This is a genomic window from Paenibacillus senegalimassiliensis (genome assembly GCF_001486585.1).
Lineage (GTDB): Bacteria > Bacillota > Bacilli > Paenibacillales > Paenibacillaceae > Fontibacillus > Fontibacillus senegalimassiliensis.
Map to the genome: position 1 here is coordinate 852,211 of NZ_LN909046.1, position 15,074 is coordinate 867,284.

Sequence of the window (15,074 nt, forward strand, 5' to 3'; positions counted from 1 at the left end):
CGGACCAAGGCGGTTTTTTCTGGAATGAGAAGCTTAATTTGACCAATGAACCGGTGAAGGGGTGAGGAGACATGAATGCGGCAGATGTCCGTCATATTTTGGACACCATCGGGGACATGTTTCCGGATGCGCGCTGCGAGCTGAACCATAGCAATGCCTTTGAGCTTACGATTGCCGTGCTGCTGTCCGCGCAGTGTACCGACGCAACCGTGAACAAAGTCACGGCCGATTTGTTCCGCAAGTATAGATCGCCGGAAGATTACGTAGCGGTTCCCTTGGAGGAGCTGGAGCAAGACATTCGCAGTATCGGATTGTTCCGTAGCAAGGCCAAGCATATTCAAAGCTTGTGTCGGATTTTGCTGGAGCAATACGGTGGTGAAGTGCCCAAAGAACACGAACTGCTGGTTCAATTGCCAGGCGTTGGTCGAAAAACCGCAAACGTAGTTGTATCCAATGCGTTTGATGTGCCCGCCATTGCGGTCGATACGCATGTGGAGCGTGTCAGCAAGCGGCTTGGTCTGGCGGGATGGAATGATTCCGTCCTGGAGGTGGAGAAGAAGTTAATGAAGCGGGTGCCTAAGGATGAGTGGACCCTGACGCATCACCGCCTGATTTTCTTTGGAAGATACCACTGTAAGGCACAGCACCCGGGCTGCGAGATCTGTCCGCTTCTTGAGGTATGCCGTGAAGGCAAGAAACGTATGAAATCACCACAACCTAGAAAAAATAAGGAACGTATGGCCCAAAAAAGATAATGATAGTAGAGGATGAGAGACCAAGATGAGATGCATTTCTGTGTATACCGACAACTTTGAACAATTTTCCGACGTGTTTGAGCAAGTGATTGATTTGCAACTTGGCGAAAACGACGAGCGCGAGGTGGAAGGCCTGGTGGTCAGCGATTCCGGCGAGGTGCCTGAGCACTATCTGGAAAGAATGTCAGCTAAACCTGAGGTTGTGGTTATGAAGGACAAGAGTCGCGGCATTACAATTTTGCAGCACGGCAAGGTATTCGAAATTCTGCTTCCTACAGAAGCAGCAGGTGCTGTAAGCTAAGCTGACCGATGACTACGCGGCGATTGCCGCTGATCTAACATGTTCAAGAATCCATAGGATTGTAAGAGCTCCCCGTCAGACATGATCTGACGGGGATTTTTTGCATTTTTTTGCATTCATGGGCAAAAGGGAAACCGTTTGCAAGGCAAGCGGAAGATGTTAAAATATTGATAATTCAAAACGGCACTATATAGAAGAAGACATATGAGTGCAAGGAGAGCGGAGGTCTAGGTGGAATGGTGACGGATATTTCCTTGCAGGAGCGGCTGCGGCTGCTGCGGGAGATGGTGGAAGAAGATCCTGCGGTAGCAGAGCTTAGGGAATTGGAAGAGAAGCTGGAAGAACAACAATTTATGATAGGCTTTTGCGGTCATTTCTCGGCAGGTAAATCGAGTCTGATTAATACCCTGTGCGGCAAGACGGTGATGCCAACGGGGCCGCTACCAACCAGCGCCAATGTAGTGCTTATTCGCCAAGGGGCTCCCCGGGCTTTGCTGACTTTAGCGACTTCAAGTGAACCTCGCGTGGAAGTACCACTTGAAGAGGTGGCGGACTATTGCCGTGACGGTCAAGCCTATACACGAGTCGAACTGTGGGCGGAGCTTGAGCTTCCGCTACATGGAGGGGCCTTGCTGGATACACCCGGAGTGGATTCCAATGATACGGGCCATGCGCTTGCTACATATTCAGCCCTGCATTTGGCCGATGTCGTCTTCTATGTCATGGATTATAACCATGTATCATCCGAGACAAATCTGAGTTTTGCCCAATCGTTGATGGATTACGGCAAGCCTCTATATATGATCGTTAATCAGATCGATAAGCATCGAGAAGAAGAGTTATCCTGGGCTGACTTTCAGAATTCTGTGGTTCAGGCTTTTGATATATGGAACATCAAGCCGCAGGGTATTTTCTATATTTCTCTAAAAGCTCCGACAGCTCCGGGAAATATGTTGGACGGGCTCAAAGAGACGCTTGCTGTTTTATTGTCCCGGGGGTCAGCACTGATTGATTATGGTGTCTATGCTTCGGCGGAACGGACGGTGCAGGCTCATTTGGAGCGGGTGCGGGATACCGGGCAGGATGAGCGTCAGCGTCTTGAAGAAGTGACCGGCGGGGAATTCGATGCTGAAGCGTTGGAGAACGAACTGCGAGACCTGGAAGAGAGCGGAGAACCTGCCGTATCGGATATGGAAGCGTGGAAGCAGGATGGGCTTGGCAGGATCAGCCATATCGCCGATACGGCACAATTAATGACGCCGCCCCTTCGTGAGCTGGCAGGCCGGTACCTGGAAAGTCAGGCGCCGGGATTCAAGGCTAAGGGGTGGTTTGGCGGAGGCCGTACGGAAGGGGAGAAGGCGAAGCGGCAGGAGGCGATCCTGCTCGCCTTAGCTGAGCAGGTCGATGCAGGGCTGGATTGGCATATTAGGCAGGAACTACGGCGGATTGGCCAGGAATTGGAAGTGTGGAGTGAAGCTTGGGAGGGGCAGCTTGATGCAGCGATGCCCCGGCCTGAAGCGGAGTGGATTATAGACCCGCTGCCTGCCGGAGCGCTGTTGTCGGGCGAAGCGACGTTGCATTACGCGGCAGCGGTATCCGCCGGGATCGGAGCGCGTTACCGGTGGGCCGCAGCGCGCATGCTGGATGCGCTGCTGGCAGTGCCCTCGCCGCGTCTTGCCGCAGGACGGGGGTGCGGGAGCTGCTTCGCCGCGCGGCCGAGCTGCGCAGCGGCATCTTCACCGTGGCGCTGTTCGGAGCGTTCAGCGCTGGGAAGTCGTCCTTCGCCAACGCTTTGCTGGGCGAAGCCGTGCTCCCCGTATCGCCGCATCCGACCACCGCGGCGATTATCCGCGTGCTGGCTCCCGGCGCAGAGAACCGTCACCGTACCGCAAGCATTCGCTTCAAAAGCGGCGAAGCCATGCGGGAAGATCTGGCCTTCTCCTTTCAAGCGCTAGGCTTGGGGCCATGGCAGGAAGAGCAATGGATGGATAGCGTTCGCCGTTTGAAGGCCGGGGATATTCCGGCTGCAGGCAGAGCGCATTTCAGCTTTTTGCAAGCCGCACTTGCAGGCTGGGAGACCTCAGCTTCGAAGCTGGGTCAGGCGGAGCTAGTGGAGCTGGAGGAATTCCGCAGCTATGCCGCGGAGGAGACGAAGGCTTGCTTTGTCGCCGAGATTGACCTGTATCATCAAGGGCCACTGACCCGCCAGGGCATCGTGCTGGTGGACACGCCAGGAGCCGACTCCATCCATGCCCGGCATACAGGGGTAGCTTTTCAATATATGAAAACCTCGGATGCTATTTTATTTGTAACCTATTATAATCATGCGTTCTCCCGAGCCGACAAGCAGTTATTAAGCCAGCTTGGACGAATTAAAGGAAGCTTCGCGCTGGACAAAATGTTCTTCCTGGTCAATGCGGCTGATCTGGCAGCTTCGCAGGAGGAACTGGCTGCTGTGGTAGAACATGTACGGGAAGGGTTATACGGGGCTGGCATCCAGCAGCCTAGTGTGTATGCCGTATCCAGCTTGCGGGCGCTTCAGGCCGAGCAAGGCTTAGCTGCTGCTGACGAAGGCTTTGCCTTGTTTCGCAGCCATTTCGCCGAGTTCCTGGAGCATGATTTGGGACAACTGGCAGCCTCCTCAGCGGACTCCCTCCTGGGGCAAATGAAGGAACGTCTGCTGCAATGGATCACGGCTGCCGGAGACAATGCCGAGGATGCGGGGCGGAAATTATCTGGCTTGGAAGACAAGCGGCATATCTTCGAGCAGGCGCTGTCTGAATATCGGCAGACGAATATTAGCCGGGAATGGAATCAGGAGAATGAGGAGCTACTCTACCATGTGGTGCAGCGGCTTAGATTGCTGGCGCTAGAGATGTTCGCCGAGTTCTTCCATCCCTCTCTGCTTCAAGAGCATCATGGTCCGATGAAGCGCAACTTCGCTATAGCGTTAAGAGGCTGGCTTAATCAGGTATCTGCCGAGCTTGAACGGGAGCTGCTGGCGACTTCGCTGCGTCTGGAACGCAAGGCACAGGACTTACTGAGCTATGCGGCGGAGGCTTGGTGCAACAAGCATGAACCCGCGCTGGATATGCCCCTATCTCCGCCGGAAGGCGGTGTCAATTGGAGTACACCACCTATTCCTGAGGGTCTGCTTACTGACGCTTCGTTCCCGGTGGACACGTACTGGCCAATGTTCAAGAGCCCCCGGACCTTCTTTGAAGGAGGAGGTCGCACTGTCCTGCGTAATAAGTTGGAGGAGCCGCTATTGAAGCAGCTCAAGGAGGTTGTAAGTGTACAGGAGGCTCAGTTCCGGGATCATTATGCTCGTGAGATTGCCGTCGGCCTGGAGAACACGGCGATTTATTTCCACGGCCTTTGGCAGGAATGGGAGGAGAGTATTCGCGGAGCCCGAGCCACATCCCAACAATTGGATTATTGGCAAGATGTTTCCGCTCGTCTTGGCGGAGAATCACAGGAATTGTAAAGGGCGTTTAAAGTTTTGTAACTTTTCTTTAATATATATCCTATTTTTTAATTACTCCCTATTGCAATATTCGACATAAAGCCCGAAAATAGAATAGGATTGTTAACTATGCGTTAAGGGGGACATGACGTCGTTATGTGGGGAGCTCCTGAATCAAAAAGTCCTAAGACGATCTTGCTGCTGGGCAGCGGCGAATTAGGCAAGGAGGTTGTCATTGAGGCGCAGCGTCTCGGCGTCCGTACCATTGCCGTTGACCGCTATGCGCATGCACCGGCGATGGGAGTGGCTCATGAGTCATACGTCATGGATATGCTGGACGAGGAGGCTTTGAAGTCGCTGATTCTCCGTACCAAGCCGGACTTGATTGTTCCGGAGGTAGAGGCGATTGCGACCAAGGCTCTTGTGGAGCTAGAACAACAAGGTTTCAAAGTAATTCCTACGGCAACTGCCGCCAGATTGACAATGGATCGTGAAGGGATTCGTCGTCTGGCTTCAGAGGAGCTTGGCTTGCCAACGGCGGCTTATCGCTTCGCGAACAGCTTGGCGGAACTGGAGAATGCGGTGGCCGAGATCGGTGTGCCTTGTGTGATTAAGCCGCTGATGAGCTCCTCGGGGAAGGGACAAAGCGTTTGCCGCAGCCTCGCAGAGATTGAGGATTGCTGGCAAATGGCGATGGAAGGTGCCCGGGCCAAAAATACACGGGTCATCGTCGAAGCGTTTGTCCCGTTCACCAGTGAGATTACGCTGCTGACGGTGCGCTCGGTATCCGGTACGGTGTTTTGCCCACCGGTAGGTCACGTGCAACGTGACGGGGATTACGTAGAATCATGGCAGCCGCATCTGATGAGCGAAGCGCAGCTTCGTGAGGCAGAGGACATTGCCCGCAAAATTACGGATGCTCTTGGCGGATACGGTCTGTTCGGCGTGGAGTTGTTCGTTACGGAGGAAGGCATCGTCTTCAGTGAAGTGTCACCAAGACCTCATGATACTGGTATGGTCACTATGGTGACGCAGGATTTATCCGAATTTGCCTTGCATGTACGGGCTATTCTGGGCTTGCCTGTATCTTCGGTATCCTTGCTGACGCCAGGGGCTTCAGCGACATTGAAGAGCGCTGAAGACCGGGAGGGCGAGGATTTTGAGATTGCCGGAATTGAGGAAGCGTTAAATCTACCGAGAACTCAGGTCAGAGTATTCGGCAAGCCGCTTTGCAAGCCGGGCCGGCGGATGGCCGTTGCCCTGAGTGCGGCGGAAGATGTGGAAACGGCACGCAGCCGCGCCAAGGAAGCGGCAAATTCATTAAAGGTGGTTTGGTCCAAGTGAGTACACAGGTGTTAGCTCCAGCGTTGATCATTCGTAAAGGATGCTGTGACGATGTTGCCCACATGCTTCCTTTGATGCGCCAGCTTCGTTATCCGACGACGACCAGCGTATTAAAGGAGAGGCTAGCGATGCTGGAAGAGCAGCCGCTATTCGGGAATTTGGTAGCAGAACTGGACGGTGTTGTAGTAGGAACGGCATTTCTTAAGCAGCATCAAACTCATGATATGAAGAAGCCGGTGACAAGAATTACGGCATTGATTGTAGATGAAGCGCATCGTGCCTCGGGCATTGGTAGACGACTGATTGAAGAAGCAGAACGCTGGGCGCGCAGTCGCGGCAGTTCTGAGTTGATTCTGTCTACCGCCGGAGATAATCATAATTTGGTGAAAGCCTTCTACGAGCATTGCGGCTTCCGCTGCGCTGGCTACCGCATGAACAAGCTGCTATCGCAAGCCTAGACACTAATACACGCTGATTGTATCTTGGATATACCTGAATAGCTTCGCCTTTCCTGAGGGAGAGGTGAAGCTTTTTTGTCAGAAGAGGAGGGCCTATGAAAATAAGCAGGCTGTTTGAAATTGTCTACATTTTGCTCGACAAGAAGACGGTTACCGCCAAGGAGTTAGCTAGCCATTTTGAAGTATCGGTCAGGACGATTTATCGAGATATTGATACGCTCAGTAACTCGGGTATACCTGTATATACGAGTCAAGGCAAAGGTGGCGGCATAGCCCTGCTTGAGGATTTTGTCTTGAATAAATCTGTACTTTCCGAGCAGGAGCAGCAGCAAATTTTAATCGCTTTACAAAATCTTTCTGCCACTCAATATCCTGATCTGGATGATATGCTATCGCGTCTAAGCAGTCTGTTTCAACAAAAGAATAACCATTGGATCGAAGTGGATTTCTCTCCTTGGGGAAGTAATGAAGAACATAAAGAAAAGTTCAATCTGCTGAGATTAGCCATTACCGAATCTCGGGTGATTAAATTTGCTTATTTCAATTCTGCGGGCGTCAAGAGTTTACGTCATGCTGAGCCGGTGCAATTGGTATTCAAGCATAGAGCCTGGTACCTGATTGCTTATCAGCTTGAGAAAAAGGCCTATCGGACCTTCAAGGTAACTCGTATAAATGACGTTGAAATGACGAATGAATTGTTCGAAACAAGATTAGAGCCACCAGCTCATATAGACAGCGGATTTGCCGGCAGCTTGATCCCCATTGAATTGAGAGTGTCCCCTTTGGGAGCATTTAGGATATATGATGAATTCTTCGAAAAAGACGTCGTGCAAAACGAAGATGGATCTTTTACGGTTACAACGTCGTTCCCCGATGGTGAATGGCTTTATCACTACCTGCTCTCCTTTGGAGCTACTCTACTACATATTGAGCCGCAAAGTGTCCGTGACACTCTTCTTAGTAAAATAAAGGCATTGGAAGATAACCTAACCAAGGGCTAAGCGATCATGATTGCTTCAGTTCCTCCACTTCATTGCCCGCAATGGGCCATCGCTGTTGCTGCGCCATTGTCAACCTTCCAACTCTCCCTGCGTCTGTCAGGAAGGCAAATAATATCCTCAAAGCTTATTCCTCGTTCTTGCATCTTGATCAACCTTTCTGTTGGATTAACCTCTCTCATCTTACAACCCAATACTAGACGGCAGTATGTCATGTTATAAATGGTGGGTTTTGTCAGTTTCAAGTCACTAAATATGACATAAATAAGGAGTTATCTAAAAAATATCGTTTGTTCACAAAATGGAAAGGTAGGAAATTATAGTATTTAGTAGTTTGGGCAGTAAGGTTATTCTCAAATGTCATGATTACTGACATACACAACACATCCGAGAGACAGATGAGGAACATGTGGCAGGGCGCAAGCACGAACTGGCTGAATGTCAGTAAGGACGGCGCAACTATTAATGAAGGGGATGACGTTTCTATGAAAGTCAAAAAATTACTGGCATCACTCACAATCTCTTGCTTAATCATCGGATTGCTCTCGGCGTGTAACTCCTCCGGGACAGGAGGAGGCGCATCGTCAGGCTCGGGAGGCGGGGATCTAACGGTCATCAAGATTGCCTCGCAATCACCATTATCCGGAGGCTCAGCAATTCAAGGGGAGTCGATCAAGCTTGGCGGCCAGATGGCACTTGAGGAGCGGCAGGCTGAATTCAAGGAACTCGGGTTCGATTTGCAATTTGTACCTTATGATGATCAAGGGGATCAGAAGAAAGGGGTAGCCAATTCCGAGTTGATTGGTGCCGATCAGGCAGTTCTTGCTGTGCTGGGCCATCTGAATTCAGGCGTATCTATCCCAAGCTCGGTCGTGTATGAAAAATACAATATCCCGATGGTATCTCCGGCAAGTACGGCAACGGACTTTACGGACCGTAAGCTCAAGATTGCTAACCGGATTGTAGCTCGTGACGACTTCCAGGGACCTGCGGGCGCTGAATATGCGGTCAATACGGTGGGAGCCAGCAACATTTTCGTTATTCAGGACAAAACGGCTTATGGACAAGGGCTGGCTGAGGCCTTCAGAAGCGCCGCCGAAGAGCTTGGCGCCACGATTTCGGGATATGAGGGGATTACGATTGGGGAGAAGGATTTCAACGGTGTGTTGAACCAGGTACTTAGTAAGAAGCCGGACTTCATCTTCTTTGGCGGAATGTATGCGGAAGCGGGCTTAATCGTCAAGCAGGCTCGGGAGAAAGGAATTAAAGTACCTATTATGGGCGGGGATGCTCTGGATTCCTCGGGGATGATCGACATTGCAGGAGACAAGGTGCTGGATGTAGCTTACAGCTCGGTATCCACAGATATTACAAAATCCAATCAGGCATGGGCAGATAAGTATAAGGAGAAATTTGGTAAAACGGTGGAGAACTATTCTGCTTATGGCTATGATTCTATGAATATTATTCTGGATGGTGTGAAGAAAGCGATTGAAGAGGGGGAAGGGAAATTACCTTCTCGTGAAATGGTTCGCGATACAATTCGGGCGACGAGTGATTTTGACGGTATTGCTACCAAAGTCAGCTTCGATGATAAGGGCGACAATGAATTTGCCAAAGTGTTCATTTACAAATTTCAAACGGCAACTTATCCCGGCACCTTAGTGTCGGAAATTGAACAGCCCAAATAATCACAGCAGCGGATTTTAAAGTAGAAGGGGTAAGGACTTTATGGATATAATCCTGCAAACACTCCCCCAGGTTTTGGTGGACGGCTTGACGCTGGGCGCTGTCTATGCCGTCGTAGCCATCGGTTATACGATGGTGTATGGCATTCTTGAATTTATCAACTTTGCGCATGGGGAAATCTTCATGACGGGCGCTTTCGTAGGGACGGCTGTGCTGCTGACCATGAGCTCGGCAGGCGTGCTTGGCGGACTACCAAATGGGGTAACTTACTTTCTCATATTGGTCACGGCGATGCTGTTCACGGGTGTGCTTGGTATTGGAATCGAGCGGGTGGCCTATCGGCCACTCCGCAAGGCTCCAAAGCTAATTTCATTAATTTCGGCTATTGGGGTCTCGTTCTTGCTACAGGATATCGTGCGGTTTATTGCGGATATTCGTACAGGAAACTTTGTCGTAACTGGCATTTCATTATACGGGGGTAACGTGAAGCTCGGAATCTCTTCGTGGTGGGGTGGATTTGACGACGCCTTCCTGAAGACGAATACGATCATTGTTGTAGTGGTGGCGGTAGCGCTTATGATTGGCCTTGATTTCTTTGTCAATAAGACGAAATGGGGCACAGCGATGCGGGCGGTGGCCCAAGATCGGGAAACGGCTTCCTTGATGTCGATCAACGTGAACAAAATGATAGCTTTAACCTTCTTTATCGGTTCTGCCTTGGGGGGCGGAACCGGGGTGTTATTCGCTCAGCAGTACGGAACAATTGATCCTTATATCGGCTTCATTTTAGGTATGAAGGCCTTTACCGCAGCGGTACTTGGGGGTATCGGGAATATTCGCGGGGCCATGTTTGGCGGCTTGTTCATCGGTGTACTGGAAATGTTCTCTTCAGCGAATTTATCCATTATCACGGGAGGCGTACTTGGTGGGGAATATAAAGATGTAGTGGCATTTCTGATTCTAATCGCGGTATTGATCTTCAAGCCGGAAGGTTTATTCGGCAAAGCCGTGAAAGAGAAAGTGTAGGTGGGTGCCTTGAATCAAATTACGCAATGGATACAACGCCGTCAAGGCGCACAGGCTTCGTTATTCGCATTATTTGTGGTCGTTACAGCGGCTGGTGTTTATTTCTCAGATAAATCGGTGGTTTCTTTCCTGTTGCTACTAGGCTCATTGCTCTTATTGCACTATACGACGTTCCCGGGCAGAATCAAATGGTCCGTGGGTGCCTTGCTGCTGCTAATCATTATTCCGTTTGCGACCTCAGGGGGGCCCGCACATCAGTCCTATATGGAGGTAGCTACACAGTGCGGTATTTATATCGCTATGGCACTAGGGCTTAATATCGTCGTTGGCTTTGCCGGACTGCTGGATCTTGGATTTGTAGCGTTTTTCGCAGTTGGAGCTTACACCTATGCTATCTTTGCTACACCGCAGGCGAATCAATTTATTGCCGGAGATCTGTTTCCGTTATCAGGTGGGGCATTCTGGATTTTCCTCCTGCTGGGTGGATTTATGGCGGCTTTGTTTGGGCTTCTGCTGGGGCTTCCCGTATTGCGCGTCAAGGGCGACTATCTGGCAATCGTCACCCTTGGCTTCGGGGAGATTATTCGGATTATATTCAACAATCTGGATCGACCCGTGAACATTACGGGTGGGGCGATGGGGTTATCTTCGATTCAGGCACCGAATTTGTTTGGCTTTCAGTTTGCTTTTCCCAATCAATATTATTTTATCGTTATCGGTATTTTGGCAATTGTTATATTTAGTGTTCGGCGGTTGGAGCATTCCCGGCTGGGCAGAGCGTGGAAGGCAATTCGGGAGAATGAGATCGCCGCTCAGTCTATGGGCATCCCGCTTATTCGTACCAAGCTGTCAGCCTTTGCAATCGGTGCTTCCTTCTCTGGCGTGATGGGTGTCGTGTTTGCAGCCAAGCAGACATTTATTGACCCAACGAGCTTCACACTGCTGGAGTCCATTACTATTTTAGTCATGGTGCTGCTGGGTGGCATGGGGAGTGTGCCTGGCGTCATCCTTGGGGCTGCGCTGATTACAATCCTGAATCTTCAGGTACTCACCGAGGTGACGAACTGGCTGAATCAACTGACCCTGCAAGGGGTCATTCATATTCCCAATTCAGTGTCTCCGGCGAAAATGCAGCGTTTAATCTTTGGATTGGTGCTGGTTCTAATCGCTATATTCAGGCCTAACGGGCTGATTGCGGCCAAGAATAAACAGGTAGATCCCGCACGGCTGAAGGCGGCGAATGATTCGCCTGCGACCATGCCTGCTCATGCCCCGGCAAAGACGCAAAGCGGAGGTGCAGCAAAATGACAATCCTGAAGGTCAGTGGGTTAGTCAAGCGCTTTGGCGGTTTGACCGCGGTGGGGGGCGTGGATTTTTCCTTTCCACGTGGGAAGATATCGGCAGTTATTGGACCTAACGGAGCGGGAAAGACGACATTTTTTAACATGATTACGGGTATTTATACGCCGGATGAGGGTCAGATCGAACTGGACGGAAACTCGATTGTTGGCGTTAAACCGCATCAGATTACTGGACGCGGGATTGCCCGGACCTTTCAAAATATTCGCTTATTCGGCAGTATGACGGTGCTGGAAAATGTGATGGTTGGCATGCATATTCATTTGAAATCAGGCATTTTGGGTACCTTATTGTCTTTGCCAGCGTTTCGGCATGAGGAGGATGAGGTGCACCGGGAAGCCTACCGTTTGCTAGAGTTTGTAGGTCTGGAAGATTTGCTGAACGAGCAGGCGGCCAATCTTCCTTACGGAGCGCAGCGGAGGTTGGAAATCGCCAGGGCGCTGGCGACAAGGCCAAAGGTTCTGCTGCTGGATGAACCCGCGGCGGGGATGAATCCACGGGAAACGGTGGAGTTGATTGAACTCATTCGCAGAATTCAGGAAGAGACCGGGATGACGGTAATCCTGATCGAGCATGATATGAAGCTGGTGATGGAGCTCTCCGAACGAATTCTGGTGCTCGATTACGGAGTGAAGATTGCCGAGGGTGAGCCGCATGAGATACGTTCACACCCCAAGGTAATTGAAGCTTATCTGGGCACGAGTGCTGTTGAAGAGTCGGTGGTGAAGGAGGGAGAAATATCATGAGCTTGCTGGAATTGCGGGAGGTCCACGCTTATTATGGAGCGATCGAGGCGTTAAAGGGTGTGTCTCTAACGGTCAATGAGGGTGAGATTGTATCGTTAATTGGTTCCAATGGGGCGGGAAAGTCGACTACGCTTAAGGCGATTTGCGGACAGGTGAGTACCAGCGGCAAGGTTTGGTTCAGCGGGACAGATATGTCCACGTTATCTCCACACCGGGCGGCGTTGGAGGGGATAGCTCATGTACCTGAGGGGCGCCGTATCTTTCCCAGACTCACGGTCAAAGAAAATCTGGAGATGGGGGCTTTCTCCGTCAAAGACAAGAAGCTGATCCGGCGACGCATGGATACGGTCTTTGATCACTTTCCACGGTTGAAGGAACGATTGACGCAAATGGGAGGAACGATGAGTGGTGGAGAGCAGCAAATGCTGGCCATCGGCCGGGCCATGATGCTGGGCCCCAAAATTCTGCTTCTAGACGAGCCGTCCATGGGGCTAGCACCTATTATTGTTGAACAGATATTTGCTATCATCGGGCAACTGAATCGGGAGGGAATGACCGTGCTGCTTGTAGAGCAAAATGCTTATCAGGCGCTGCAGATTGCCCATCGGGGTTACGTCATGCAGACCGGGGAGATCATCATGGAGGATGAAGCTGCGGTATTGCTTGCCAACGAAGAAGTGAAAGAAGCCTATCTGGCTTGACCAGATGGGCTTCTTTCACTTTTAGGAGAAGTAACTAATTAGCTACAAACAGATGGTTTGGTTCAAAGACCGATTGCGGAAGCTGTGAATAACGATTCATCTTGCGATAGACCTCCAGTGAACCGCTGTATTCGAGCTTAAGAGAAGTACAGGTGGAGAAGTCGGCGGGCGTGGTAAGTCCGGCTGATTTGTTCAGTAGCTTGACTCCGCCTTCCTGGAATACCTGGCTGACGAATTGAGAACAGAAATAAGACCGATCTCCCCCCATCTCCATGTTAAGGATAATGCCGAGAATGCCCAGGAAATTATAATTGTACAGCTCACCATGGGCTTCAATCTGCTGCACGAAACTCCGCATATGCAAATAAGTGTCCTTGCTGACAGTACGGCTGTATACCGCGCAACTCGCCTTTTCGAACACCCCGCAGCGGACATCCTCCTTGACGAACCCCCCATAAATCGGAATCAGCGGGTGCTTGCGTCCAAAGCTATACACCTCGCGAAGCTCGTGATCAAAGGAAATCGAGGCATGGTTAAAGGGAGCTTTCGTGTATAAGCCAATCATTTTGGCTACAATCGTATTCGGATTGCTTAGCAATATGTAGATCTTCATTGTATTGTTCATGTTTCAACCACCGTTATATATGATAATAACTGTTATACCTATGCGTCTTGCGTTATGAATATCGTACTAGTTTTTAACTGATTCAAAAACGGACCGAAGACGGAATTTATACTGGACTAAGGTCTTGTACACGCTGAGGCGACATAACAGGGATTTGTATAATGAAGGAAGATGAAAATCCGTCTTTTTCCAATTTTTTTATCGAGCCTTTGTCCTGGAAATATGTTAAAATGTGACAAGAAACGAGAAGTGGGGGAAATCAGCCGAGGAGGAGCAAGCATCATGAAACAATGGGGCAAAAAAATCGGGCTAGCCGGCTTATTATTGTCCGTTCTGGCCGTATCAACTATTATAACAGACGGGGGCGGCTGGGGTGTGGAAACAGCCCATGCAGCAACGCAAACTAAGGCTGAAACTAATAAATCGAAAGCTCTGGCGATCGCATATGCGCAAATTCAGACGCAAAATGCGTCCAGAGTAGTCGCGCTTATAAATAAAGAGCGGATGGCCGTAGGCCTAAAGCCGCTTATGGTTCATACTAACTTAACAAAAATGGCAAAGACCAAGGCAATTGATATGTATAATAATCGCTACTTCAGTCATACCTCGCCGAAGTACGGATCTCCCTTCGAAATGATGGATTCCTTTGGTATTACGTATAAATATGCTGGTGAGAACCTGGGCAAGGGACAACGCTCCGCCGAAGAGGTGGTCAAAGATTGGATGAATAGTCCCGATCATCAGGAAAATATCCTAAATCCGGATTTCAAGCTCATTGGTGTCGGTTATTATAACGGTCACTGGGTTCAGGAGTTTATCGGGAAATAAATAACTTAAATTTGAAACCTCCAGACGGTTGCAGCGTAAACATAAACATAATCTGAATTTCTATACCGGGAGGAATAAAACAATGTCTATATTTAAAAGATTACGTGATTTGACCATGTCCAATATTAATGCCTTGATCGACAAAGCGGAAGATCCTATTAAATTGACGGATCAATATATTCGGGACATGCAGGAGGATTTGGAGGACGCCGAGAAAGCGGTAGCCGCGCAAATTGCCATTGAGAAAAGATTCAAAGGTCTGTATGAAGAGCAGGAGGCCTTGGTCGAACGTCGTACGCAGCAGGCTCATCAAGCGGCCCAAGCTCAGAACGTCGAACTGGCTCGTCGCGCGTTGGAAGAGAAGAAGGCAGCGGAAGCCAAGATGGCTGAATATAAAGCCAGCTATGATCAAAATAAAGCATCCGCAGACAATCTTCGTCTGAAGCTCGATGAAATGCGCAAGCAATTGACCGAGATGAAAAATAAGCGTGAAACGTTGGTAGCTCGTTATAATGCGGCCAAAGCGCAAAATGAAATCAACAAGGCAATGAACGGATTTGGTTCCGATTCCGCAGCAGGTGGCATGAAGCGCATGGAAGAGAAGATGCTGCAAATGGAAGCTCAGGCGGAAGCCAGCAATGAAGTGAGCTCCAAGGGCAGATCTTTGGATGATGAATTCGAAACTTTAAGCAAGGATGCTGCGGTAGAAGCCGAGTTGGCCGAATTGCTGAAGCAATATGAGGACAAAAAATAAGGGACCCATGGCGAAGTGAGGCTT

At 50.1% G+C, this 15,074-nt stretch carries 14 protein-coding genes and 1 pseudogene; 14 read left to right on the top strand and 1 reads right to left on the bottom strand.

Annotated elements, in window-relative coordinates:
* The first annotated feature begins 71 nt into the window (after positions 1-71).
* The 12 genes and pseudogenes from nth to BN3279_RS18075 all read left to right on the top strand — a co-directional run bounded on the left by nth (position 72) and on the right by BN3279_RS18075 (position 12,843).
* Positions 72-755, top strand: a complete 684-nt coding sequence (gene nth, locus BN3279_RS18020) for an endonuclease III (RefSeq protein WP_059052655.1) — start codon at positions 72-74, stop codon at positions 753-755.
* 25 nt (positions 756-780) lie between these two features.
* Positions 781-1,056 carry a hypothetical protein gene (locus BN3279_RS18025; RefSeq protein ID WP_059052657.1) on the top strand — a complete coding sequence of 92 codons (276 nt, stop codon included), beginning with the start codon at positions 781-783 and terminating at the stop codon, positions 1,054-1,056.
* Positions 1,057-1,409: 353 nt separating this feature from the next.
* Positions 1,410-1,862: pseudogene (locus tag BN3279_RS24280) on the top strand (dynamin family protein); the annotation flags it as partial.
* Positions 1,863-2,746: 884 nt separating this feature from the next.
* The gene (locus tag BN3279_RS18035) at positions 2,747-4,543 is read left to right on the top strand and encodes a dynamin family protein (RefSeq protein WP_157686464.1); all 1,797 of its coding nucleotides are present in this window, start codon (positions 2,747-2,749) and stop codon (positions 4,541-4,543) included.
* Positions 4,544-4,678: 135 nt separating this feature from the next.
* Positions 4,679-5,866, top strand: coding sequence for a formate-dependent phosphoribosylglycinamide formyltransferase (gene purT / locus BN3279_RS18040; protein WP_059052664.1), 1,188 nt, complete (start codon positions 4,679-4,681; stop codon positions 5,864-5,866).
* Complete coding sequence (locus BN3279_RS18045) at positions 5,863-6,324, top strand: GNAT family N-acetyltransferase (RefSeq protein ID WP_059052666.1); 462 nt, start codon at positions 5,863-5,865, stop codon at positions 6,322-6,324. The genes purT and BN3279_RS18045 overlap by 4 nt, the downstream gene beginning before the upstream one ends.
* A gap of 95 nt (positions 6,325-6,419) precedes the next feature.
* A complete protein-coding gene (locus tag BN3279_RS18050; RefSeq protein ID WP_059052668.1) occupies positions 6,420-7,325 on the top strand; it encodes a helix-turn-helix transcriptional regulator in 906 nt (301 codons plus the stop codon).
* 482 nt (positions 7,326-7,807) lie between these two features.
* Entirely contained in the window at positions 7,808-9,013 is a 1,206-nt protein-coding gene (locus tag BN3279_RS18055) for a branched-chain amino acid ABC transporter substrate-binding protein (protein ID WP_059054529.1), read from the top strand.
* Between the two features lie 40 nt (positions 9,014-9,053).
* Entirely contained in the window at positions 9,054-10,037 is a 984-nt protein-coding gene (locus BN3279_RS18060; protein ID WP_059052670.1) for a branched-chain amino acid ABC transporter permease, read from the top strand.
* A gap of 18 nt (positions 10,038-10,055) precedes the next feature.
* Positions 10,056-11,345, top strand: coding sequence for a branched-chain amino acid ABC transporter permease (locus BN3279_RS18065; protein WP_232436919.1), 1,290 nt, complete (start codon positions 10,056-10,058; stop codon positions 11,343-11,345).
* Positions 11,342-12,142, top strand: a complete 801-nt coding sequence (locus BN3279_RS18070; RefSeq protein WP_059052674.1) for an ABC transporter ATP-binding protein — start codon at positions 11,342-11,344, stop codon at positions 12,140-12,142. The genes BN3279_RS18065 and BN3279_RS18070 overlap by 4 nt, the downstream gene beginning before the upstream one ends.
* Complete coding sequence (locus tag BN3279_RS18075; protein ID WP_059052676.1) at positions 12,139-12,843, top strand: ABC transporter ATP-binding protein; 705 nt, start codon at positions 12,139-12,141, stop codon at positions 12,841-12,843. The genes BN3279_RS18070 and BN3279_RS18075 overlap by 4 nt, the downstream gene beginning before the upstream one ends.
* Positions 12,844-12,877: 34 nt before the next feature.
* On the opposite strand, the gene BN3279_RS18080 is transcribed toward BN3279_RS18075, so the two are convergent.
* On the bottom strand, positions 12,878-13,468 hold the full coding sequence (locus BN3279_RS18080) for a C40 family peptidase (protein ID WP_059052678.1): 591 nt from the start codon (positions 13,466-13,468) through the stop codon (positions 12,878-12,880).
* A gap of 282 nt (positions 13,469-13,750) precedes the next feature.
* On the opposite strand from BN3279_RS18080, the gene BN3279_RS18085 reads away from it, so the two are divergent.
* Together BN3279_RS18085 and BN3279_RS18090 are read left to right on the top strand one after the other, a co-directional pair.
* Entirely contained in the window at positions 13,751-14,296 is a 546-nt protein-coding gene (locus tag BN3279_RS18085; RefSeq protein ID WP_059052680.1) for a CAP domain-containing protein, read from the top strand.
* Between the two features lie 82 nt (positions 14,297-14,378).
* Entirely contained in the window at positions 14,379-15,050 is a 672-nt protein-coding gene (locus BN3279_RS18090; protein ID WP_059052681.1) for a PspA/IM30 family protein, read from the top strand.
* Positions 15,051-15,074: the final 24 nt, after the last annotated feature.

Bases quoted from the DNA above. Each gene is read 5' to 3' on its own strand.
- BN3279_RS18060 (WP_059052670.1), top strand. From the start codon at position 9,054: ATGGATATAATCCTGCAAACACTCCCCCAGGTTTTGGTGGACGGCTTG.
- BN3279_RS18075 (WP_059052676.1), top strand. From the start codon at position 12,139: ATGAGCTTGCTGGAATTGCGGGAGGTCCACGCTTATTATGGAGCGATC.
- BN3279_RS18055 (WP_059054529.1), top strand. From the start codon at position 7,808: ATGAAAGTCAAAAAATTACTGGCATCACTCACAATCTCTTGCTTAATC.
- purT (WP_059052664.1), top strand. From the start codon at position 4,679: ATGTGGGGAGCTCCTGAATCAAAAAGTCCTAAGACGATCTTGCTGCTG.
- BN3279_RS18080 (WP_059052678.1), bottom strand. From the start codon at position 13,468: ATGAACAATACAATGAAGATCTACATATTGCTAAGCAATCCGAATACG.
- nth (WP_059052655.1), top strand. From the start codon at position 72: ATGAATGCGGCAGATGTCCGTCATATTTTGGACACCATCGGGGACATG.
- BN3279_RS18085 (WP_059052680.1), top strand. From the start codon at position 13,751: ATGAAACAATGGGGCAAAAAAATCGGGCTAGCCGGCTTATTATTGTCC.
- BN3279_RS18070 (WP_059052674.1), top strand. From the start codon at position 11,342: ATGACAATCCTGAAGGTCAGTGGGTTAGTCAAGCGCTTTGGCGGTTTG.
- BN3279_RS18050 (WP_059052668.1), top strand. From the start codon at position 6,420: ATGAAAATAAGCAGGCTGTTTGAAATTGTCTACATTTTGCTCGACAAG.
- BN3279_RS18090 (WP_059052681.1), top strand. From the start codon at position 14,379: ATGTCTATATTTAAAAGATTACGTGATTTGACCATGTCCAATATTAAT.
- BN3279_RS18025 (WP_059052657.1), top strand. From the start codon at position 781: ATGAGATGCATTTCTGTGTATACCGACAACTTTGAACAATTTTCCGAC.